Source organism: Qipengyuania xiamenensis (assembly GCF_019711495.1).
In the GTDB taxonomy this organism is placed as follows: Bacteria; Pseudomonadota; Alphaproteobacteria; order Sphingomonadales; family Sphingomonadaceae; genus Qipengyuania; species Qipengyuania xiamenensis.
Window position 1 is genome coordinate 542,931 of sequence record NZ_JAIGNM010000001.1, and the last position, 20,942, is coordinate 563,872.

At 63.5% G+C, this 20,942-nt stretch carries 17 protein-coding genes and 1 riboswitch; of the genes, 11 read left to right on the forward strand and 6 right to left on the reverse strand.

Annotation, left to right across the window (positions count from 1 at the left end; all coding sequences use genetic code 11):
• Positions 1–38 precede the first annotated feature (38 nt).
• The 4 genes from thpR (at position 39) to K3165_RS02665 (ending at position 5,716) form a co-directional block, all read left to right on the forward strand.
• Complete coding sequence (gene thpR, locus K3165_RS02650; protein ID WP_221547314.1) at positions 39–581, forward strand: RNA 2',3'-cyclic phosphodiesterase; 543 nt, start codon at positions 39–41, stop codon at positions 579–581.
• Complete coding sequence (locus tag K3165_RS02655; protein ID WP_221547315.1) at positions 578–1,225, forward strand: TDP-N-acetylfucosamine:lipid II N-acetylfucosaminyltransferase; 648 nt, start codon at positions 578–580, stop codon at positions 1,223–1,225. The genes thpR and K3165_RS02655 overlap by 4 nt, the downstream gene beginning before the upstream one ends.
• A 110-nt stretch (positions 1,226–1,335) precedes the next feature.
• Complete coding sequence (locus K3165_RS02660) at positions 1,336–3,297, forward strand: hypothetical protein (protein ID WP_221547316.1); 1,962 nt, start codon at positions 1,336–1,338, stop codon at positions 3,295–3,297.
• A gap of 172 nt (positions 3,298–3,469) precedes the next feature.
• Positions 3,470–5,716, forward strand: a complete 2,247-nt coding sequence (locus tag K3165_RS02665) for a M3 family metallopeptidase (protein WP_221547317.1) — start codon at positions 3,470–3,472, stop codon at positions 5,714–5,716.
• Between the two features lie 58 nt (positions 5,717–5,774).
• On the opposite strand, the gene K3165_RS02670 is transcribed toward K3165_RS02665, so the two are convergent.
• The 6 genes from K3165_RS02670 to K3165_RS02695 are packed head-to-tail and all read right to left on the reverse strand — an operon-like array spanning position 5,775 to position 11,547.
• Positions 5,775–6,773 carry a hypothetical protein gene (locus tag K3165_RS02670; protein ID WP_221547318.1) on the reverse strand — a complete coding sequence of 333 codons (999 nt, stop codon included), beginning with the start codon at positions 6,771–6,773 and terminating at the stop codon, positions 5,775–5,777.
• A 41-nt stretch (positions 6,774–6,814) separates the two neighbouring features.
• The gene (locus K3165_RS02675) at positions 6,815–7,105 is read right to left on the reverse strand and encodes a GCN5-related N-acetyltransferase (RefSeq protein WP_221547319.1); all 291 of its coding nucleotides are present in this window, start codon (positions 7,103–7,105) and stop codon (positions 6,815–6,817) included.
• A 14-nt stretch (positions 7,106–7,119) separates the two neighbouring features.
• Positions 7,120–7,845 (reverse strand): ABC transporter ATP-binding protein, encoded by a 726-nt coding sequence (locus tag K3165_RS02680; protein WP_221547320.1) that lies wholly within the window; start codon positions 7,843–7,845, stop codon positions 7,120–7,122.
• A complete protein-coding gene (locus K3165_RS02685; RefSeq protein WP_221547321.1) occupies positions 7,845–8,798 on the reverse strand; it encodes a FecCD family ABC transporter permease in 954 nt (317 codons plus the stop codon). The genes K3165_RS02680 and K3165_RS02685 overlap by 1 nt, the downstream gene beginning before the upstream one ends.
• Positions 8,795–9,607 carry an ABC transporter substrate-binding protein gene (locus tag K3165_RS02690; RefSeq protein WP_345720305.1) on the reverse strand — a complete coding sequence of 271 codons (813 nt, stop codon included), beginning with the start codon at positions 9,605–9,607 and terminating at the stop codon, positions 8,795–8,797. Before K3165_RS02690 ends, K3165_RS02685 begins: the two co-directional genes overlap by 4 nt.
• A complete protein-coding gene (locus tag K3165_RS02695; RefSeq protein WP_221547322.1) occupies positions 9,604–11,547 on the reverse strand; it encodes a TonB-dependent receptor plug domain-containing protein in 1,944 nt (647 codons plus the stop codon). The genes K3165_RS02690 and K3165_RS02695 overlap by 4 nt, the downstream gene beginning before the upstream one ends.
• A gap of 91 nt (positions 11,548–11,638) precedes the next feature.
• A riboswitch (cobalamin riboswitch) is annotated at positions 11,639–11,829 on the reverse strand.
• Between the two features lie 177 nt (positions 11,830–12,006).
• On the opposite strand from K3165_RS02695, the gene K3165_RS13970 reads away from it, so the two are divergent.
• From K3165_RS13970 to K3165_RS02730, 7 genes are all read left to right on the forward strand, one after another.
• A complete protein-coding gene (locus tag K3165_RS13970) occupies positions 12,007–12,333 on the forward strand; it encodes a hypothetical protein (protein ID WP_247713862.1) in 327 nt (108 codons plus the stop codon).
• A gap of 271 nt (positions 12,334–12,604) precedes the next feature.
• The gene (gene mdh, locus K3165_RS02705; RefSeq protein ID WP_090478720.1) at positions 12,605–13,567 is read left to right on the forward strand and encodes a malate dehydrogenase; all 963 of its coding nucleotides are present in this window, start codon (positions 12,605–12,607) and stop codon (positions 13,565–13,567) included.
• Between the two features lie 30 nt (positions 13,568–13,597).
• The gene (gene sucD / locus K3165_RS02710) at positions 13,598–14,488 is read left to right on the forward strand and encodes a succinate--CoA ligase subunit alpha (protein WP_221547323.1); all 891 of its coding nucleotides are present in this window, start codon (positions 13,598–13,600) and stop codon (positions 14,486–14,488) included.
• A 33-nt stretch (positions 14,489–14,521) separates the two neighbouring features.
• Complete coding sequence (locus tag K3165_RS02715; protein WP_221547324.1) at positions 14,522–17,335, forward strand: 2-oxoglutarate dehydrogenase E1 component; 2,814 nt, start codon at positions 14,522–14,524, stop codon at positions 17,333–17,335.
• Positions 17,336–17,363: 28 nt separating this feature from the next.
• Positions 17,364–18,590, forward strand: coding sequence for a 2-oxoglutarate dehydrogenase complex dihydrolipoyllysine-residue succinyltransferase (gene odhB / locus K3165_RS02720; protein ID WP_221547325.1), 1,227 nt, complete (start codon positions 17,364–17,366; stop codon positions 18,588–18,590).
• A gap of 10 nt (positions 18,591–18,600) precedes the next feature.
• Positions 18,601–20,013: a dihydrolipoyl dehydrogenase gene (lpdA, locus tag K3165_RS02725; RefSeq protein ID WP_221547326.1), complete on the forward strand. Its 1,413-nt coding sequence runs from the start codon at positions 18,601–18,603 to the stop codon at positions 20,011–20,013.
• Positions 20,014–20,236: 223 nt separating this feature from the next.
• Complete coding sequence (locus K3165_RS02730; protein ID WP_221547327.1) at positions 20,237–20,881, forward strand: hypothetical protein; 645 nt, start codon at positions 20,237–20,239, stop codon at positions 20,879–20,881.
• The last annotated feature ends 61 nt before the right edge of the window (positions 20,882–20,942 follow it).

Consider the following 20,942-nt stretch of genomic DNA (forward strand, 5'->3'; position numbering starts at 1 on the left):
TCCTTACCCAGACACGCCGGACCGAACCGGCCAGAAACATGACCCACCGCCTTTTCGTCGCCATCCGCCCGCCCGAGGCCATTCGCGATGCGCTGATCGACCTCATGGAGGGCGTCGACAATGCCCGCTGGCAGGACGAGGACCAACTTCACCTTACCCTGCGGTATGTCGGCGAAACCGACCCTCATACGGCCGACGACCTTGCCGAGGCTCTCTCCGCGATCCGCGTGGAGCCTTTCGAGCTTCGCGTGAGCGGAGTCGATTTCTTCGAACGCAAGGGCATACCGCATACGCTTTGGGCAGGTATTGCTCCGAGCGAGCCGCTGCAGCGCCTGCAACGCAAGGTGGAGCGAGCCTGCACCTCGGTCGGACTGGCACCGGAAACGCGCAAGTTCGCGCCCCACATCACCATGGCCCGGCTGAATGCCACCTGCGGTCCTTCGGCCCCGTTCCTTGCACGGAACACGGGGCTTTCGCTTGGACCGTGGCCGGTGGAGGACTACATCCTGTATGAAAGCCACCTGCGCCCGCAGGGATCGCTTTACGAGCCGATCGTCACCTATCGCTGCAAGAGCCCATGAACCCCGCATTCGCCACCAGGTTGCAAGTCCTTGCCCCGGCCCTTCTGGTCGCGGCCTGTTCGCCGGTCCCCGATAGGGAAGCCGATGCGGATCCCGCGCGCCAGCAATTGCTCGAAACGATCGGCGAAGTGGGGGCCGAAGCATCGCCGGACGATTGCCTGCTCTACGTCTGGTCGGGCGAGGAAGACCCCGACATCAAATTTGACCGCGCCCACGATGTCGTGAAGGGCGGCGCGATCTCCTGCGCTACCGGCACCAGCCCGAGCCGTTTCGAAGCGGCTATCATAGCATTGCGCGAAGCGGCGCAAAGCGGCGACAAGGCCCGCCTGCTAGAACAGTTGGGCATCCCGCTTCTCTACATCGACGAAGATGGCCGCCAGCAGGACCTGACCGAGGAACAGGTCGATGCGCTGTTCGACGACATTTTCGACGAACGCATGCTTGAGATGCTGCGCAAGCTCGACCTGTCGCAAATGACGGTGGAGAAGGATCGCGGCGGGTTCTTCCAGCTCGGAACGCTGTGGCTGGTCGTCGGAGAAAGCGGCCGCCCGCAGGTCGTGACCGTCAATCGCCAAGCGCTCGTCGAAGCAGCGGAAACTGCCCGTGAGCAGACCGAGCTCGGGCAAGGTCGGGACGTCGAATAGAACTCTCGGAAGTATAAAAACGCCAAAGTAACGGCCCTTGCCGGAATCGGTTGTATTCCGCCGCAAACCACGGCAAATTCCGCGCGGATCGTAAATGCAGGGGTTGCATCATGAAGAATTTGAATGGCGCCGCCACGATGGCGGCAATCGTGTCTGTGGGCGTTGGCTCGGCGGCAATCGCGCAGGATCGCCAGAGCCTGCCTCCCGTACCAGTGAAGACGGCGCCTGCACCGACGCAGGCGACGGCTCCGACGCCGGTCATGGTTCCGCCTCCGCCGACCGTCGCCATCGAAAGCGAGGAAGAAAAGTCCTCGCTGTTCGAGACGCTGACCAAGTCCGCGAACACGCGCCTCGATCCCGAGCAGCGCGCGCAGGCACTGCTGGACGATATCCCCGTGAATGTCGCAGTCGAGCCGATGACGCTCGCCGAAATGTTCACCCGCACCGAACTGCTGCACCGCTCGGTTGCCATCGATGTGCCGGTAAAACTCGCCCCGCAGAGCGGTGACGAGCCTACGGGCAATGTCTGGCACACGGGCGATGCGCCGAGCAACCGCCTGCTGCTGCAGACCAATGCGCGCGCCGCTTCGGCAGCCACCGCCACCATGACCTGGAAGGACGGCAGTGTGTCGGACGTCGAGCTTTACGAAGCGCGCTTCCGTTCAACGAAGGACCCGCGCAGCCTGACCTCGCTGAACGGCAAGGTCTACTGTGCCACCAAGCTTAAGGCACCTTCCGGCGAAGAAGACGCCTGCCTGATCGACCGCGACATGGACGGCACCTTTGACGAATACGCCTTCATCGCGGAACGGTCCGGCAAGTCGGTCCACGGCGCAGTCGTGCTGACCGCGGCGATCCCGATGGTGACGCCGGCTCCGTACACTGTGCGCACCGAAGGCCTGCCGCAGCTCAAGGCCGAATGGACCACCTGTGGCAAGGACTGGGATCTCCCGTTTTACCAGCTGCGCCTTGCCAAGGACGAGCACGGTGATGTTACCGACGGCGGTCGCGGCTCTTATTACGGCGATCCCTATTGCGCGAAGTCGACCACCTTCGAGAGCATGACGCCCGAGCAGAAGGGTGCCCGTATTGCTCGTATGGGCCCGGCTGTTGCTGAAATCAGCTCGAAGAAGTCGGGTGCCGCAATCCAGATGCGCCGCCTGCTCAGCACCGACGAGCTCTATCGCATCGAGGCGCGCGACAAGTTTGCCCCGCTGAGCGTCGGCTTCGCGCCGCAGCAGGCGCAGCTCGCCGCCAACCAGGAACACGACCGCCTGCCTTACCAGAGCACGGGCGAGATCTCCGCAGTCGAAGGCGAGTTCAAGACCGGCGAACACTTCATCACGGCCGGTTTCCGCCACGGCTACACCGGTGTCGTGACCGAAGAGGTGAAGATCCGCACGCTGCTCTCGAGCCGTTCGGTCGAAGGCGGTCTGCCGGTCTATGGCGTGCCTGCGAAGCGTACGACCGTCACCTATGGCGGCTATGGCGGGGTCATCCCCAACACGCCTGCGGTAGAGCGTAACATCGATATCGATGTCATCTGGTGCCTGCCCACCCGCGAGGAAGTGCCCCTGGTGGACAAGCGCAACCGTCCGACGGGCAATTTCAAGGTCGAATGGACCGCCACCTGCCTGCCCGACAACAACATGGGCCAGCACACGATCCTCAAGGATCAGTCGCCCGCTCTTGCCGTGCGCAGCATGCGGATGAACGTCGACATTTCGACCAACGACGGCCCGCCGCCGGTGGCCGAGCGTCCCGATGCCGATTTCGGTGCGCCGCTGTACTTCCGCTACTCGATCAAGGAAGCGAGCAAGAACCTCTACACGCTGACCGAGGAAGTGCTGCTGGGCGACGAAGTGACCTCGAGCACCGAGATCGTCATCATCAAGGACGAAGACGGCAAGGCGCTGATTGAAATCGGTGGCGGTTCCTACGCGCTGGAACCGGTGGGCGAAGCCTACAAGCTCACGCCCATGCTGCCGGTCCGCGAAGGCGAGGATGGCCGCATCAAGGGTCTGGATATCCAGGCACTTATGCGCCGCCTGCTCCAGAACCTCGACCGCTAAGACAGCGTTCATCGCCAAATGCCCAATGTCCGCTGCCGACGAGAGTCGGCGGTTGGACGGGCTTTGCCTTGCGAAACGGGCGCAAATCCCCTCTAACCCCGCGCGTCGCACGCGTGGGGCTGTTGGCTAGTGCCTGAACACCCCTCGCCACCGCAGAAATATTGGAGAGACCATGAAGGCCCAAATCCTGGCCACCACCGCCGCCGCCGCCCTGCTTGCAGCTTGCAGCACGACCCCCGGAGGCGAAATGGACCCGCTTGCAGACGCAGACGTCGAAAGCACCGTCACCATCCCCGAAGGCACCGGCTACTTCGCTACGGACAGCACGCTGCCCTTCCTTGCGCCCGATTTCACCAAGATTTCGGAAGACGATTACCTCCCCGCTTTCGAGCAGGGCATGGCAATCCAGAAGGCCGAGATCGAAGCCATCAAGGCAAACCCGGCTGCGCCCACCTTCGAGAACACCATCGTCGCAATGGAAAAGTCGGGCCGCATGCTCGGCCGCGTTGCACGCGTATTCTTCGCGCTTACCGGTTCGAACACGACCGACCGTCTCGACGAGATCAATACCGAGATCAGCCCCAAGCTGACCGCCCATGGCGACAGCATCACGCTCGATCCGGAACTCTTCGCCCGCGTGAAGGCGGTCTACGACAATCGCGCCGCGATGACGATGACGCCCGAAGACGCGACCCTGCTCGAAAACACCTATGAGAGCATGGTCCACGCAGGCGCGCTGCTCACCGACGCCCAGCGCGAGCGAGTGAAGGCGATCAACTCCGAACTCTCGACGCTGACGACCGAATTCGGCCAGCTTGCCCGTTCGGCAATGAACGACAATCCGGTCTTCTTCGACAGCCGCGAAGACCTCGCCGGCCTGTCCGACAGCGATATCCAGGCAGCAGCCGATCTCGCCGCCGAGAACGGCCAGCCGGGCAAGTTCGCGATCGCCCTGCAGAACACCACGCAGCAGCCGCTCCTGCCGACGATGGAAAACCGCGACGCGCGCGAAAAGCTGTTCAAGGCGAGCTACCACCGCGCCGATGGCCGGATGGACGTCGACACGCGCATGCTGATCGCCAAGATCGCCACGCTGCGTGCCGAAAAGGCTGCACTGTTCGGTGAAGCCGACTGGGCAAGCTACGCGATGTGGGACCGCATGGCCGAAAAGCCGAAGACCGCGCTCGACTTCATGGAGCAGATGGTCCCCGCCCTCGCCGCCACGCAGCGCGCCGAGGCAGCCATGCTCGACGAAGCCATCAAGGCCGACGGCGGCGACTACGAGGTCAAGCCGTGGGACTGGTACCGCTATGCCAACAAGATCAAGGCGGAACGCTACGATCTCGATGAAGACGCGGTGATGGAATACTTCCAGCTCGACAAGGTGCTGGAAGACGGCGTGTTCTTCATGGCCGAGGAACTCTACGGCCTGACCTTCGAACGTCGCACCGATGTCCCGGTCTACCACCCCGATGTGTGGGTCTACACCGTGTTCGACCGTGACGGCAGCGAACTCGGCCTGTTCTACTTCGACCCGTTCCAGCGCCCCTCGAAGCGCGGCGGTGCGTGGATGAGCAACTTCGTCGACCAGAGCTATCTGTGGGGGACCAAGCCGGTGATCTACAACGTGCTCAACATCCCGAAGGCCCCTGAAGGCGAGACGCAGCTGGTCAGCTTCGACTGGGTGAACACCACCTTCCACGAATTCGGCCACGCGCTGCACGGCTTCTTCGCCGACCAGCGCTACGAGAGCCTCTCGGGCACTGCGACCGCGCGTGACTTCGTCGAATACCCCAGCCAGGTCCACGAAATGTGGGCCACCTGGCCGAGCGTACTGTCGAATTACGCCTTCCACTACGAAACGGGCGAACCGATCCCGGCCGAAATGATCGACAAGATCGAAGCCGCGGCCAAGTTCAACCAGGGCTACGACTTCGGCGAAGTCGTCGAAGCCGCCCTGCTCGACATGAAGTGGAGCGCTCTGTCGCCGGCAGAAGCCGCGGCCATCGATACGCCGGAGAAGGTCGATGCCTTCGAACGCCAGTCGCTTGAAGAGCTCGGCCTCGAGATCGATCTCGTCCCGCCGCGCTATCGCAGCACCTACTTCAACCACATCTTCAGCTCGCCCTCGGGTTATTCCGCTGGCTATTACAGCTACCTGTGGACCGAGATGCTCGATCGTGACAGCCGCAAGTGGTTCATCGAAAACGGCGGCCTGACGCGCGCGAATGGCGATCACTATCGCGCCACCGTGCTCAGCCGTGGCGGTACGATGGATTACTTCGAAATGTTCGAAAACTTTGCCGGCCGCGCGCCCGACGTGACCCCGATGCTCGAAGCTCGAGGTCTTACCGAAGGTGACGAAGCTGCCGACAGCGAAGTATCCGACGGCAAGCTGCCGGGCACTGCGGTCAACTAGGCCGCACGCTCATACGGGAATGAAGGGTCGGACCGCGAGGTCCGGCCCTTTTTCTTGGTCAGAATAGCGTTTGCTTGAGCGGAACCTGAAGACCCGCCTGCTGCGCGATCATGCCGACCCACTGGCCGACCTGCTCGATCTCTTCGGTCAGCTTCGCATCCTCTTCCGCAGGCGCCTTTTCCTCGAAGGAACCGCCAAGCTTGGAGTGCTGCGAAAACACCGGACCGCTCGCGAGCGAGTGCGCAAGCCCATCGGGCGCCTCGATGCCTGCGAAATTGAAAACCGAAGCGATCGTCTGTTCGCGCGCAGCATCGAAACGGTCGCCGTCGAGGACCCGCATCCTCTCGCCGCTCACTCCCTGAACCTGTCCGCCGAGATGGAGCGCGAACCAGCGCTTTGCGAGGAACCATGCAAGGCCCGCAGCCTGCATATCGCTCATGGCGAAATTCTCGCGCGCATCCATGCCGAAATCCATGCCGGCATAACCCTGCATCTCGAGGAACAGCTGGCGACCCCAGCGCCTGCCCATGAGGCCCTTGCGCGCTACCGACCTCAGGAAGACCGGCAGGTCGTTGGTCATCAGCACCGCCCGCGCTTCTGGCCGCGCCTGGAGCAGGGCGGGCATGAGCATATTGGCATGATTGGTCGGCTTGACGAACACCGCCTCGCCAGCGGCATGCGGACGCGCCAGCAGGGCAAGAATTGGGCCGATAAGCGGGCGCGCCGCATCGCCCGCATTGACCATGCTGGCAATAATTCCCGGCTCGTTGAGCCCCACAGAAGTGCCCGGCGCATCGAGCGCGCGAACGAGCAGCGTCGAACGACAGAATGCCGTGTGAAAGATGAAGTGCAGCTTGCCGCTTTCGGGCTTCATGGCGATCACCTCGTCCCATGGAGCCAGCGCCCTTCCCTCCGCTCCCGGCTCGCGGTCGGCGAGGAAGCCCTGCGCGGAAAGCTCGTCCCGCTCGACGCGGATGAATTCCAATTGGCGCGCAGGCACATCGATCCGGTGGGGCAGCCAGCAAGGATCGTTTTCGATCGTGTTCGTATCAGCCATGCGCCACGCCTAACCCATTGCGCGCAGCGTGCAAGGAAGCGCTAGCCCTTCCCGCGCCAACCGAGCGAATTTCGATTGAGTTCGGCAAGGTCCTCGTCGCCCGAGATCGCTGCTTCTCCGAGCGCAATCGCGCGTTCGATAACCTCTGGCGGGACGTTGCGGTAAGCAGGCGCCGGAATCTCGTCGTTCCACTTCGCACCCAGCGCATTGTCGAGCAGGATGCGCATGAAGCAATGGTCCATACGGACCGGCCAGTCGCGTTGTTCGGCAAGTCCGGGCATGCGCTCGCGCGTCAGGGCAAACCATTGATCGACAAGATTTTCGCGACTCATGACGCCCCAACGCGTCAGGCCGTAACCAGTGCCCGCTTGCCGCTCTTTCCGACCCAGCTTGCCGCTACCCCCCAGACATCGAGGATCGTCACATCGTCGAGCGCTCTTTCAGGAGGGGCATCGGCAACCAGCGCACCGCGATCGAGGACAAGCACACGGTCGGCGTGGTTCATTGCATGGGCAAGGTCGTGAAGCACGAGAACCACGCCAGCACCTGCGTCGGCCGCACGGCGCAAATGCCGGAGAAGATCGAGCTGGTGCCCGAGATCGAGCGCGGCGAGCGGTTCGTCCGCGAGGATCCAGTCGGGCTCACCCGCCAGCACCCGCGCGAGCAGCACCCGCGCCGTTTCGCCTCCCGAAAGCGACTGTGCCCGGCGGTCGGCGAAGGGCGCGAGGTCGAGAGCCGCGAGGGCCGCATCGACAGGCTCGGCCAGCTGGTCGCCGTGCGGCATTCGCCCCAGCTGCACGAGCGTGCGCACCGGCACGTCCCACGCGACTTCGGCGGATTGCGGAAGGTATCCGATCCGTTTCGCGCGGTCCCTCGGCGCTAAGTCCGAAAGCATGGTCCCGTCCAGCGCGGCGCCGCCAGCATCCGGATCGAGCAGCCCGGCCATTGCCTGAAGCAGCGTGGACTTGCCCGCCCCGTTCGGTCCGCAGATTGCCGTGATCTTGCCGGGCTCAAGCGCGCAATTCACACCCTTGAGACGATGGCCCAGAGACAGGTCCTTTGCCGAAAGCATCAGATCGTCCCCTTGCGCATGCGCAGCAGCAATCCGAGGAAGAACGGTGCGCCCAGAAGGCTGAGGGCGATGCCCAGCCGCAATTCGGTCACCAGCGGCAGGACGCGCACCACGCTGTCTGCCACCAGCACCAGCAGGGCTCCTGCAAGCGCGCTCGGCAGGATCAGCTGCGATGGCCGCCGGTCGGTCAACGGACGCACGAGATGCGGCACGACGAGGCCGACGAAGCCGATGATCCCGGCGACGGCTACGCCCGCCCCGACAGTGAGGCCGATCCCCGCCACCAGCAGCAACAACAGCCGTGTCGTGTCGACACCAAGCGAGCGCGCCACAGGCTCGCCCAAGGTTAGCGCATCGAGCGAGCGGCCTGCGCGCCAGAGCACCGCGATACCCAGCAGGACGAGCGGCGCGGCAAGCCAGACCTCGCGCCAGCTACGGTCGGTAAGCGCACCGTTGAGCCAAAGGACGATCTGGCTCATCGCGAAGGCATTGGGCGCCATGCTGATAGCAAGCGCGGTCAGCGCGCCTGCGAGGCTCGCGACCATGAGGCCTGCAAGGGTGAACAGGGCAATACCGCCCGTGCGCCCGGCAATCGCGGCCAGCAGTGCCATGGCGCCAGCCGCACCGACCAGTGCGAAGAGCGGCAGCAGCCATGCGCTTGCGGCATAGCCGAACCAGAGCGCGATCACCGCGCCGAGGGCTGCTCCCGGGGCTATCCCGAACAGGCCGGGATCGGCGAGTGGGTTGCGCAAATATCCCTGCATCGCCGCGCCCGCAGCGCCGAGTCCTGCGCCGACGATGACGGCCAGCAAGGCACGCGGCAGTCTCAGTTCCGCGACGATCAGGGCAGCATTGGGCGTGCTCGCCGGATCGATCCACACCCGACCCGCGAAAAGCGAAAGCGGAATCGCCACCAGCAACAGTGCGAGAAAGACGACAGATGCGCGATTCATGCCGAACCCTCCCGGATCTCGGCGAGGCGGCGCGCGGCCTCGATGATCGTGGGTCCGCCGCAGTAGAGCAGGCGGGTATCGAAAGTTTCGCGACGCATTTCCGTCACGGTATCGAGGACCGGATGCGTTTGTCCGGCCTCGGTCCCTGCAACGAGGAGGACCTGGGGTGGGTCCGCCATGACCTGCTCGAGCGACAGGTAGTCCGCCTGCGCCATGCCGCGGGTTGCTGCGTAGCTCTTGAAGCCGGTGCGGCGCATGAGGTCGCTGACCAAGGACGCCTCACCGGGGACGATACCGCCCGGCTGCCATAGCGCCCCTTCGACAGGCTCGCCCGCCGAAGCTGCATCTTCCAGCGCTTGTTGGATCTGCGCGACCAGCCGTTCACCCGCATCTTCGCGGCCCGCAAGCGCGGCGAGTTCGCGCACTTGCGCGATACTCTCCTCCACGGTGGATGCGGCTCCGAAGGTGCGGACGTCCAGGCCAAGGTCGGCCATCGCAGCCATGGTCGCAGGCGACAGGAACGTGCTGGCGACGACCACATCAGGCTGGAGCGCGAGCACCTCCTCCACTGTCCCTCCGGTAGACGCGAAACGCGCTGCGTCATGCGTAGCCATCGAGCTGGAGCGGGCATCCTTGCTGTAATGCGAGATGGCGAGGAGCTGCCCGGGAGCAGCTACCTCGGCAAGAATAGCATCGGTGCAGGGATTGAGGCTGACGATGGTCGGTTTGTCGCCCGCCTGCGGCGCAGGCGCATCATTGCCTGCACAGCCTGCGAGCAACAGCCCCAGAGCCGCCATCAGCGGCTTCACATCTGCGCCCTCACTCCGGCGTAGACGCCTCTTCCGGCGGTCCCGTAACCGCTGACCGTCTCGTATTCGGTATCGAAGACGTTCTCGACACGACCGAACACTTCGAGATGGTCGCCGAAGGGCATGGCTGCGCGCAGGTCGAGCAGTTCGTAGCCGTCGATCTGGGTGAAATTGCCTGCATCATTGAAGCTCTCACCCACGATACGCAGGTCTGCCCCGAGCGAGAGTCCGAAATCTGACTCCCAGTCGGCGAACAATGTGCCGAAGTGGCGCGGTCGGCGAGCGAGTTCATTGCCCGTCATGCGATCCTCGGCGTCCACGAAGGAATAGACACCGGAAATGCGCAGCGTGTCCATAACCTCGATCCCGACCTCTGCCTCGATCCCCTGCGCACGCGCGTGGTCGGTATTGTCGTACGTCCCGAACTGACCGGGGCTGCAAGGCGACGGCAGCAGGCCCGTGCAGAATACGAAGCCAATCAGGTCTTCGCTGTCACGGCGGAAACCGGTCAGTGCGAAGTGAGTGCCCGTTCCGCGGCGGCCTTTCTCGATGCCGAGGTCGAAGCTGGTGCTGAGTTCGGGCTGCAGGCCGCGATTGCCGTAGTCGGAAAAGAGCTGGAACAGCGAAGGCGCCTTGAAGCCCTCGCCGAAACTTGCGCGCAGGCGCCAGTCGTCTTTCAGGCCATAGCTGACGTCGCCGCCGAAGCTGGTTTCGCTGCCGAAATAGTCGTGATCGTCGATCCGGCCTCCGGCGTGGACGGCGAGGTTGCCCATCACCCAGCCGAGTTGCACGTATGCGCCCTGGATATCGGCTTCTGCGAAACTGTCGAAACTGGTTTCATACTGGTTGCGCTGGTAGTCGTACCCGAAAGCGGCAGACAGGCCGCCGACCAGTCGATATTCGCCGCGCAGGTCCGCGCGTTCCATCTGACCCTTACTCTCGAAGCTGAGCGTTCCATCGTCGGCGCGGTTGGTGCGATCGGTATCGGCGCGGCTGTAACGCGCGCGCAGCGTCAGGTCGGCGCCGTAATAGGTAAGCCCGATATCCCCCCAGTAACGCAGGGTTTTCTGGGTTTCGTCCGTGTCGGAAAGGATGAAGTTCGGTGCCGGGAAGCCATCGATGTCGAGCTGGCCCTCGCTCATGTTGAGATGACCGGAGAGTTCGAGATCGTCGGTAATGTCATAGAAGGCGGTGACGCCCACAGCCATTTGCGAGAAGCCGTCATCCTCCGTGCCCGCAGCGGCGCTGGAGAAGCCGTCGGTCTCGTACCACGAGCCGGTAAGGCCGACGTAGAATTCATCCTCGCTGACGCCCGCTAGCGCACTGGCAAACGCTGTCCCGCGCGAACCCAGTTCGAGGCTGCCCTGCATGCCGGTATCGGCGCGGGTCGAGATGTCGATCACCCCGCCGATCGCGTCGGAACCCCAGATAGTGCTGTTCGATCCGCGAAGTACATCGATCTTCGAGGCGGTACCGGTCAGCAGACTGCCGAAATCGAAACCGCCTGCAGGCGAGGACGGGTCAGCGACGGGAACGCCGTCGACGAGGACGAGCACCTGCTCCGATCCCGCGCCGCGCAGGTTCACGCCGGTAAAGGCACCAGCCGCACCATTGCGCGAGAACGACACACCCGGCACACGGCGGAGCGCGCGCGTCGGGTCGGCACCCTGGATGGAGACCAGTTCCTCGCGGTCGATAACGGTGACGGGCTGCCCGGTGTTGCGAATATCGGTGCCGAGGCCGTTGGCCGTCACAGTGATCGACGGGACCGGCTGATCTGCAATCGTGACTTGCTCGCTGCCATTGTCTACGGGCTGCACTTCAGGCGCATTCGCATCCTGCGCAGCAAGGATTTCCGCCAGCGCGTCTTCGGTGGAATCCTGCGCGAGTGCAGCGCCGGGAATTGCCGAAGCAGTCAGGAAAAACAGGTATTTGTACACGAAACCTCCTATCATGAACGCATTGCCGTCCATGACGGGAGGGAGCGGAATTGCTCTCTTCCCCGCTTGCCATCGGTACACCCCGCCCGCGGCCGAACGACTGGTACAGGCAGGTCTCCTGGCTTTCCGGATCATCGCTCCCCCGCCGCCTTCCCGGCCCTAGGGCCAGTGGCATTTGGCGGGATCGCTCCCCGGTTACAGTTGCGGGGGCAGCCGCGGCATTCAACCGCGTTCCCTCTTAGGGGCTACTTGCGCAGCCCAACCCGTACCAATCCCTGCGCAATAGGCCCGAATGCCCGACGCGGCAAGCCGGGCGCGCAATGATCGGAAGCGAAAGCGCAACATTTACATTCTCTCAAGCATGAAGTGGAACCGATGTTTAGCGAGCTACCCGCTATAGACCTTCTCGTGAGCCGGCCGGGACGTTTTCCCCGCCGAGACTTCGGGAGAACGCAAGACATGTCCGTCCACTTTGCTGCTGCACGCTGTACGACCCAGTCTCCTCTCGCCAGGGCTCTCGCCAAGCGACCGGTCGCACCGGCAGCGAACGACAACGCCGACCGCAACGCCGCAATCGATCAGTCGCTGCGTGATGCGCTCATGCATTTCGCCGAGCACGGCCTCGATGCGGCCAATGACGCAGCTCGCAAGGCCAGCGACGCAGCCGGATCCGGTTCGGACGAAGAGTATCGCCACTGGATCGGCATTTGCGGCAAGCTGGATGGCAAGCTTGCCGACCAGGTCGCGGCACGCGGCAAGACCGCAGAAGACGTCCTCATCGGCTAACCTGCCACTTTGCCCTCGCGGCAGGTGGAACCACTCGCGCAGTTCGTGCGTCCTGCTGGTAGAACTCCCGCGACTGCAAGAGCTTATTGCTATTGCGAACTATTTGCAAAGATAGTTCCGGGGACTGCCCGATTCCGGTTGCAATCGTACCCGTGCGGGCTTAGGTCGCACCCCGAAACGCCGGGCGCGCGCACCCACGCGGGACGATTGCGCATGCCACATCGGTGGGAAACTCGGGTCCCGCGAAGCTCGTAAAGGACGCACACCCCCTATGGCACGCAAGAAGATCGCGCTCATCGGCTCCGGCATGATCGGCGGCACCCTCGCCCACCTCGCCGCGAAGAAGGAAATGGGCGATATCGTCCTGTTCGACATCGCCGAAGGCATGCCGCAGGGTAAGGCGCTCGACCTGTCGCAGTGCGGCCCGATCGAAGGCTTCGACGCGAAGATCACCGGCTCGAACGACTACGCAGACATCGCAGGCGCCGACGTCGTGATCGTCACCGCCGGTGTCCCCCGTAAGCCGGGCATGAGCCGCGACGACCTGCTCGGCATCAACCTCAAGGTGATGAAGTCGGTCGGCGAAGGCATCAAGAACAACTGCCCCGACGCATTCGTGATCTGCATCACCAACCCGCTCGACGCGATGGTCTGGGCGCTGCGCGAATTCAGCGGCCTGCCGCACAACAAGGTCGTCGGCATGGCCGGCGTGCTCGACAGCGCGCGCTTCGCCACCTTCCTTGCTTGGGAGTTCGACGTTTCGGTGAAGGACGTGAACGCCTTCGTCCTCGGCGGCCACGGCGACACCATGGTCCCCGTCACCAGCTACACCACCATCAACGGCATCCCGGTGAACGACTTCGCCAAGATCAAGGGCGTGTCGGAAAGCCGCATCGATGAAATCGTCGACCGCACCCGCAAGGGCGGCGGCGAGATCGTCGGCCTGCTCGGCAACGGCTCGGCCTATTACGCACCGGCCACCAGCGCGATCGCGATGGCCGAAGCCTATCTCGGTGACCAGAAGCGCATCCTGCCCTGCGCCAGCTACGTCGAAGGCAAGTACGGCCTCGACGGTCTCTATGTCGGCGTGCCCACCATGATCGGCGCAGGCGGCACCGAGGAAGTGATCGAGATCGAACTGTCGGACGAAGAGAAGAAGAACCTCAAGGTCTCGACCGACGCCGTCGAAGAACTGCTCGAAGCCTGCAAGGGCCTCGACAGCTCGCTCGCCTAACCCACAAACCATTCGAACAGGAGAGGCGAAATGAGCATTCTCGTCGACAAGAACACCAAGGTCATCACCCAGGGTATGACCGGCAACACCGGCACCTTCCACACGCAGCAGGCGCTCGATTACGGTACGCAGATGGTTGCGGGTGTGACTCCCGGCAAAGGCGGAACCGACCACATCGGCCTGCCGCAGTTCAACACCGTCAAGGAAGCCAAGGCCGAAACCGGCGCGACCGCATCGTGCATCTACGTTCCGCCGCCGTTCGCAGCCGATGCCATCCTCGAGGCGATCGATGCCGAGATGGAACTGATCGTTGCGATCACCGAAGGCATCCCCGTGCTCGACATGGTCAAGGTGAAGGCCGCGCTGCGTGGTTCCAACAGCCGCCTCATCGGCCCGAACTGCCCCGGCGTGCTGACGCCCGGCGAGTGCAAGATCGGCATCATGCCCGGCTCCATCTTCAAGAAGGGCAGCGTCGGCGTGGTCTCGCGCTCGGGCACGCTGACCTATGAAGCAGTTCACCAGACCACCATGGTCGGTCTCGGCCAGACCACGGCTGTCGGCATCGGCGGCGATCCCGTCAACGGCACCAACTTCATCGACGTGCTCGACCTCTTCCTCGACGACGACGACACCAAGTCGATCATCATGATCGGCGAAATCGGCGGCAGCGCGGAAGAAGAAGCGGCAGCCTTCATCAAGGAACAGGCTGCCAAGGGCCGCAAGAAGCCCATGGTCGGCTTCATCGCGGGCCGTACGGCGCCTCCGGGCCGCCGCATGGGCCATGCCGGCGCGATCGTCTCGGGCGGCCAGGGCGGCGCGGACGACAAGATCGCAGCGATGGAAGATGCGGGCATCCGCGTCTCGCCCTCGCCCAGCGAACTCGGCACCACGCTCGACGCGATGTTGAAGGAACTGGCGTAACCGCCAAGCGCTCCTTCTTCGAAAGGTACGAAAATGGGTAACGAGAGCCAGAACTTCCTGCCCGAAATGGGCGATCAGGAAGGTCCGCAGCAGGGCCCCAGCTGGGGCAATCCCAACTGGCTGCAGCAGGTGGTCGACAGCGACGCGGATCTGACCGCGGCGCTGGACCCCACGCAGATGCGCCTTGCGGTGAAAGCCGCAGCGGAAAAAGCCGGCAAGGCCACCGATCCCAAGGCGATCGAGCAGGCAGCGGACGACAGCATCAAGGCGATGCTGCTCGTGCGGCTTTACCGTGTCCGCGGACATCTGGCGGCCGATCTCGACCCGCTGGGGCTCTCGCACCGCGACATACCCGACGATCTTAAGCTCGAATGGCACGGCCTTGCAGGGCAGGAAGCGCGCGAAGTCTATGTCGGCGGCGTGTTCGGTTTCGAATGGGTCAGCATCGGCGAGCTTTTCCGCGTCCTGCGCGAGACCTATTGCGGCAAGGTCGGCCTCGAATACATGCATATTTCGGACACGACCGAGCGTCGTTTCCTGCAGGACAAGTTCGAGACCCCCGAAGACACGATCCAGTTCACCGACGAAGGCAAGCGCGCGATCCTTGCCTCGGTGATCCGCGGCGAGGAATACGAGAAGTTCCTCGGCAAGAAGTACGTCGGCACCAAGCGCTTCGGCCTCGATGGCGGCGAATCCATGATCCCCGCGCTCGAAGCGGTGATCAAGTACGGCGGCCAGCTCGGCGTGCGCGAGATCATCTACGGGATGGCTCACCGTGGCCGCCTCAACGTTCTCGCGAACGTGATGGGCAAGCCGTACAAGGTCATCTTCCACGAGTTCTCGGGCGGTTCCTCGAACCCCGACGATGTCGGCGGTTCGGGCGACGTGAAGTATCACCTCGGCACCAGCACTGACCGCTCGTTTGACGGCATCGACGTGCACATGAGCCTCGTGCCCAACCCCTCGCATCTCGAGGCGGTGAACCCGGTCGTGCTCGGCAAGACCCGTGCACAGCAGGCCATTCGCGACGATCTCAAGCAGCACGAGCAGGTCCTGCCGGTGCTGCTGCACGGTGACGCCGCCTTCGCAGGCCAGGGTATCGTGTGGGAATGCCTCGGCTTCTCGGGCGTGCGCGGTTACAACACCGGCGGCTGCCTGCACTTCGTCATCAACAACCAGATCGGCTTCACGACGAGCCCGCAGTTCGCGCGCTCCTCGCCCTACCCCAGCGATGTGGCAAAGGGCGTCCAGGCCCCGATCCTGCACGTAAACGGCGACGACCCGGAAGCGGTCACTTTCGCCTGCAAGTTGGCAATCGAATACCGCCAGACGTTCGGCCGCGATATCGTGATCGACATGTGGTGCTATCGCCGCTTCGGCCATAACGAGGGCGACGAACCGAAATTCACCCAGCCGCTGATGTATGACGAGATCCGCAAGCACCCGCGTGTGAGCGAGCTCTATACCAAGCGCCTCGAGAGCGAAGGTGTCATCAAGTCGGGCGATGCCGACGCGTTGCGCAACGAGTTCGACCAGCACCTGGAAGACGAATTCGCAGCTGCCAAGGACTACAAGCCCAACGAAGCCGACTGGTTCGGCGGTCGCTGGGCGGGTCTCAACAAGCCCGCCGATCCCGAAACCGCGCGTCGCAATGTCGAAACCGGCATCGACCAGAAACTGTTCGACAGCCTCGGCCGGACGCTGACCACTGTCCCCGAGGACGTGACGATCCACAAGACCCTGGGCCGCGTGCTCAAGGCCAAGAAGGACATGTTCGACAGCGGTGAAGGCTTCGACTGGGCGACCGGCGAAGCGCTCGCTTTCGGCAGCCTCGTCACCGAAGGCTTCGGTGTGCGCCTGTCGGGCCAGGATTCGGGTCGCGGCACCTTCTCTCAGCGCCACGCCGTCTGGATCGACCAGAAGGACGAGCGCAAGTACATTCCGCTCACCACGCTGCCGCACGGCAAGTTCGAGGTCTATGACAGCCCCTTGAGCGAATACGGCGTGCTCGGCTTCGAATACGGTTTCGCCATGGCGGACCCGAAGAGCCTTGTGATGTGGGAAGCGCAGTTCGGCGATTTCGCCAATGGCGCACAGATCATGATCGACCAGTTCATTGCAGCTGGCGAAGTGAAGTGGCTGCGCGCAAACGGCCTCGTGCTGCTGCTGCCGCATGGCTACGAAGGCCAGGGTCCGGAACACAGTTCGGCGCGTCTTGAACGCTTCCTGCAGCTGTGCGCGAACGACAATATCCAGGTCTGCAACATCACCACGCCGGCGAACTACTTCCATGTGCTTCGCCGCCAGATGCTGCGTCCGTTCCGCAAGCCGATGGTCATCATGACCCCGAAGTCGCTGCTCCGTCATCCGCTGGCGAAGTCGACGGCGGAAGAGTTCATGGGCGATCACCACTTCATGCGGATCAAGTCCGACATGACGGAGATCGACGACAAGAAGATCAAGCGTCTCGTCCTGTGCAGCGGCAAGGTCGCCTACGACCTGATGCAGCGCCGCGACGAAGCGGAATTGAAGGACGTGTCGATCGTCCGTATCGAACAGCTCTATCCCTTCCCCGGCGAACCGCTGGCCGTGCGCCTCGAGCGCATGACCAATCTCGAAGAGATCGTCTGGTGCCAGGAAGAGCCCAAGAACAACGGTGCATGGTTCTTCGTCGATCGCCTGATCGAGGAAGCGGCAACCAAGGCAGGCAAGGACGGCATGCGCCCGACTTATGCCGGCCGCGAAGTCGCCGCATCACCAGCAACCGGCTTTGCCAGCCGCCACCAGGTCCAGCAGGAAGCGCTCGTGAATATCGCGCTCGGCCTGAACGGCGGCACGAGCAACTGATCGAGGCCCGAAGAGGAAAGCAATCACCATGGCCACTGAAATCAAAGTCCCCACTCTCGGTGAAAGCGTCACCGAAGCTTCCATCGGCGAGTTCCTCAAGAACGTCGGCGATGCCGTTGCGGTGGACGAACCCATCGTAAGCCTCGAAACCGACAAGGTTGCAGTCGAAGCGCCCTCGCCCGTTGCCGGCGTGATCAAGGAATTCAAGGTCGCAGTCGGCGACACCGTCGAAGTCGGCGCTGTCCTCGCCATCGTCGAAGAAGGCGCGACCGGCGCTGCCACCGGCGAGGAAGCGGGTCGCGCGGCACAGGAACGCGACGAAGGCCAGCAAGAGCGTGCCGAAGCCGCTTCCTCCGATGCCTCGCAGACGCTGTCGCCTGCCGTGCGCCGCGCTGTGCTCGAACACGGCGTCGATCCCTCGACGATCAAGGGCACCGGCAAGGACGGCCGCCTGACCAAGGAAGACGTGATTGCCGCTGCCAAGGCCAAGGGCGACACGCCTGCCCCGGCTCCGGCAGCTTCGGCTCCCGCTCCGGCACCTGCAGCCACCGGCGAGCGCCGCGATGAGCGCGTGAAGATGACGCGCATGCGCCAGACGATCGCCAAGCGCCTCAAGGGCGCGCAGGAAAACGCCGCGCTGCTCACCACCTTCAACGACGTGGACATGAGCGCGGTCATCGAGGCGCGGTCCAAGTACAAGGATCTGTTCGCCAAGAAGCACGACATCCGTCTCGGCTTCATGGGCTTCTTCGCCAAGGCCGCCTGCCTCGCGCTGAAGGACGTGCCTGCGGTCAACGCCTATATCGAGGGCGATGAAATCGTCTATCACGATTACGTCGACATCTCCGTCGCCGTGTCGGCGCCCAACGGCCTGGTCGTCCCGGTTATCCGTGACGCACAGGACAAGGGCTTTGCCCGCATCGAGAAGGACATCGCGGACTTCGGCAAGCGCGCCAAGGAGGGCACGCTGACGATGGAAGACATGAAGGGCGGCACCTTCACCATCTCCAACGGCGGCGTGTTCGGATCGCTCATGTCGACCCCGATCATCAACCCGCCGCAGAGCGCCGTCCTCGGCCTCCACCGGATCGAGGACCGCCCGGTCGTCGTCGACGGCGAAATCGTCATCCGCCCGATGATGTATATCGCCCTGTCCTACGACCACCGCCTGATCGACGGCCGCGAGGCGGTCACCGCACTGAAAATCATCAAGGAAGCGATCGAAGATCCGACCCGGATGCTGATCGACCTCTGAGGAAAGACACATGGCTGAATACGACTACGACGTCCTCGTCATCGGCGCTGGCCCGGGTGGCTATGTCGCTGCAATTCGCGCTGCACAGCTCGGTCTCAAGACCGCCTGTGCCGAAAGCCGCGAAACGCTGGGCGGGACCTGCCTCAACGTGGGCTGCATTCCCTCCAAGGCGATGCTGCACGCGAGCGAGTTCTACGACGCTGCTGCAAACGGCGCGATGGCCGACATGGGCATCGACGTGTCGCCCAAGCTCAATCTCGACAAGATGCACGCCCAGCGCCGCGACGCGGTGAAGGGCCTGACCGGCGGCATCGAATTCCTGTTCAAGAAGAACAAGGTCGACTGGAAGAAGGGCCACGCCACCTTCCAGGATGCACACACGGTCAAGGTCGGTGACGAGACGGTCACCGCCAAGAACGTGATTATCGCGACCGGCTCCTCGGTCACCCCGCTGCCTGGCGTCGAAGTCGATAACGACAACCACGTCGTGGTCGATTCCACCGGCGCTCTCGAACTGCCCAAGGTGCCGAAGAAGATGGTCGTCATCGGTGGCGGCGTCATCGGTCTCGAGCTCGGTTCGGTCTGGAACCGCCTCGGTGCTGAAGTCGTGGTGGTCGAATTCCTCGACAAGCTGCTGCCCGGCATGGACGACGATGTCCGCAAGGAAGCGGCCAAGATCTTCAAGAAGCAGGGTATGGAACTCAAGCTCAAGACCAAGGTCACCGGCGTGACGGTCAAGGGCAAGAAGGCCACGCTGACGCTCGAACCGTCCGCTGGCGGCGACGAAGAGACGCTCGAAGCCGATTGTGTGCTGGTCTCGATCGGTCGCAAGCCGAATACCGAAGGCCTCGGCCTCGATAACATCGGTCTCGAGACCAACAAGCGTGGTCAGATCGAAACCGATCACGATTTCCGCACGGCCGTCGACGGCGTCTGGGCCATCGGCGACTGTGTCCCCGGCCCGATGCTCGCGCACAAGGCCGAAGACGAAGGCATCGCCTGCGCCGAAAACATCGCTGGCCAGACCGGCATCGTGAACCACGACATCATCCCGGGCGTGGTCTACACCCTGCCCGAGTTTGCCGGTGTCGGCCTGACGCAGGAAGAAGCCATCGAGAAGATGGGCGGCGACAAGGCCAAGATCAAAGTCGGCAAGTTCCCGATGATGGCCAATAGCCGCGCCAAGACCAATCACGAGCCCGACGGCTTCGTGAAGGTAATCGCCGAGGCCGAAAGCGACCGCGTGCTCGGCGTATGGTGCATCGCCAGCGTTGCCGGCACGATGATCGCACAGGCAGCACAGGCCATGGAATTCGGCGCGACGTCCGAAGACATCGCCTACACCTGCCATGCCCACCCGACGCATTCGGAAGCGGTCAAGGAAGCCGCGATGGCGGTACAGGGCAAGCCGATCCACATCTGATCGAATAACGGGAGGGCGAGCGATGGGCAGGTTGCGAGAGCGTTTACCTGCCCTGCTCGCCCTTTCGATTCCGGTCCTCGCGGGCCTCCTCTTCCTTCATCTCGCGGGCGCCCCCCATCAATACCTCGCTATCAACGCATTCGCGCTTGTTGGCGCGCTTGGCATTGCCCTGGTTCTCTCTGCGCCTTCCACATTCAGAGGACGGCGTGTTCTCACCGTCGTCATGCTTGCAGGACTGTTCCTGCCGCTCCTGACCGGCCCGTGGCAGGACGGTGTCGCGCGGTGGATACCGGCTGGGCCCTTCAACCTCCATTCGTCGGGCCTCCTGCTTCCCTCGATCCTCGTTCTCGCGGTTCGTGACCGCGAATATACCCCGCCGATCCTGCTTACCGCGATTTTCGCCGGCCTGCTCCAACCCGACGCAGCGCTCGGATTTGCGCTCCTGTTTGCCGCCATCGGCCTGCACGACGTCACGCGCGACTGGCGTATCGGCACGACCTGCATCTTCACATTCTTCGCTGCAATCGTGATGGCGGTTCGCGGCAATCCGCCGCCGCAGGAATTCGTGGAGCGCGTTCTGGTCACCGCCGCAGGCCTATCACCTTTCGCGGCACTCGGCCTGTTCCTTTCACTGGTGGTCGGCTTTTTCCTAATCCTGCGCGCGATCCCCGCTTCGAAGGCCACGCGCTACACGCTGGCGGGATGCCTGTTCGGGTTCACGATCCTGTCGCTCATGTCGAACTACCCGGGCGTCCTGATCGGGTACGGCGCCGCCCCCATCCTCGGTTTCGGGCTCGCGCTAGGCCTGGCGATCGGGCACGAGGACGAGACTCCTGTTCCCGAAGAGGACCAACCAGCAGCCGGTTGATCAGCTCGTAGGTTACTGGACTCTCGCGGCACAGATTGCCCCTCTCCCGACCTTGGCGTAG

Bases quoted from the DNA above. Each gene is read 5' to 3' on its own strand.
- K3165_RS02655 (WP_221547315.1), top strand. From the start codon at position 578: ATGAACCCCGCATTCGCCACCAGGTTGCAAGTCCTTGCCCCGGCCCTT.
- thpR (WP_221547314.1), top strand. From the start codon at position 39: ATGACCCACCGCCTTTTCGTCGCCATCCGCCCGCCCGAGGCCATTCGC.
- K3165_RS02670 (WP_221547318.1), bottom strand. From the start codon at position 6,773: ATGGCTGATACGAACACGATCGAAAACGATCCTTGCTGGCTGCCCCAC.
- K3165_RS02660 (WP_221547316.1), top strand. From the start codon at position 1,336: ATGAAGAATTTGAATGGCGCCGCCACGATGGCGGCAATCGTGTCTGTG.
- K3165_RS02715 (WP_221547324.1), top strand. From the start codon at position 14,522: ATGGGTAACGAGAGCCAGAACTTCCTGCCCGAAATGGGCGATCAGGAA.
- odhB (WP_221547325.1), top strand. From the start codon at position 17,364: ATGGCCACTGAAATCAAAGTCCCCACTCTCGGTGAAAGCGTCACCGAA.
- K3165_RS02730 (WP_221547327.1), top strand. From the start codon at position 20,237: ATGCTTGCAGGACTGTTCCTGCCGCTCCTGACCGGCCCGTGGCAGGAC.
- lpdA (WP_221547326.1), top strand. From the start codon at position 18,601: ATGGCTGAATACGACTACGACGTCCTCGTCATCGGCGCTGGCCCGGGT.
- K3165_RS02665 (WP_221547317.1), top strand. From the start codon at position 3,470: ATGAAGGCCCAAATCCTGGCCACCACCGCCGCCGCCGCCCTGCTTGCA.
- K3165_RS02680 (WP_221547320.1), bottom strand. From the start codon at position 7,845: ATGCTTTCGGCAAAGGACCTGTCTCTGGGCCATCGTCTCAAGGGTGTG.
- K3165_RS13970 (WP_247713862.1), top strand. From the start codon at position 12,007: ATGTCCGTCCACTTTGCTGCTGCACGCTGTACGACCCAGTCTCCTCTC.
- sucD (WP_221547323.1), top strand. From the start codon at position 13,598: ATGAGCATTCTCGTCGACAAGAACACCAAGGTCATCACCCAGGGTATG.
- K3165_RS02675 (WP_221547319.1), bottom strand. From the start codon at position 7,105: ATGAGTCGCGAAAATCTTGTCGATCAATGGTTTGCCCTGACGCGCGAG.
- mdh (WP_090478720.1), top strand. From the start codon at position 12,605: ATGGCACGCAAGAAGATCGCGCTCATCGGCTCCGGCATGATCGGCGGC.
- K3165_RS02685 (WP_221547321.1), bottom strand. From the start codon at position 8,798: ATGAATCGCGCATCTGTCGTCTTTCTCGCACTGTTGCTGGTGGCGATT.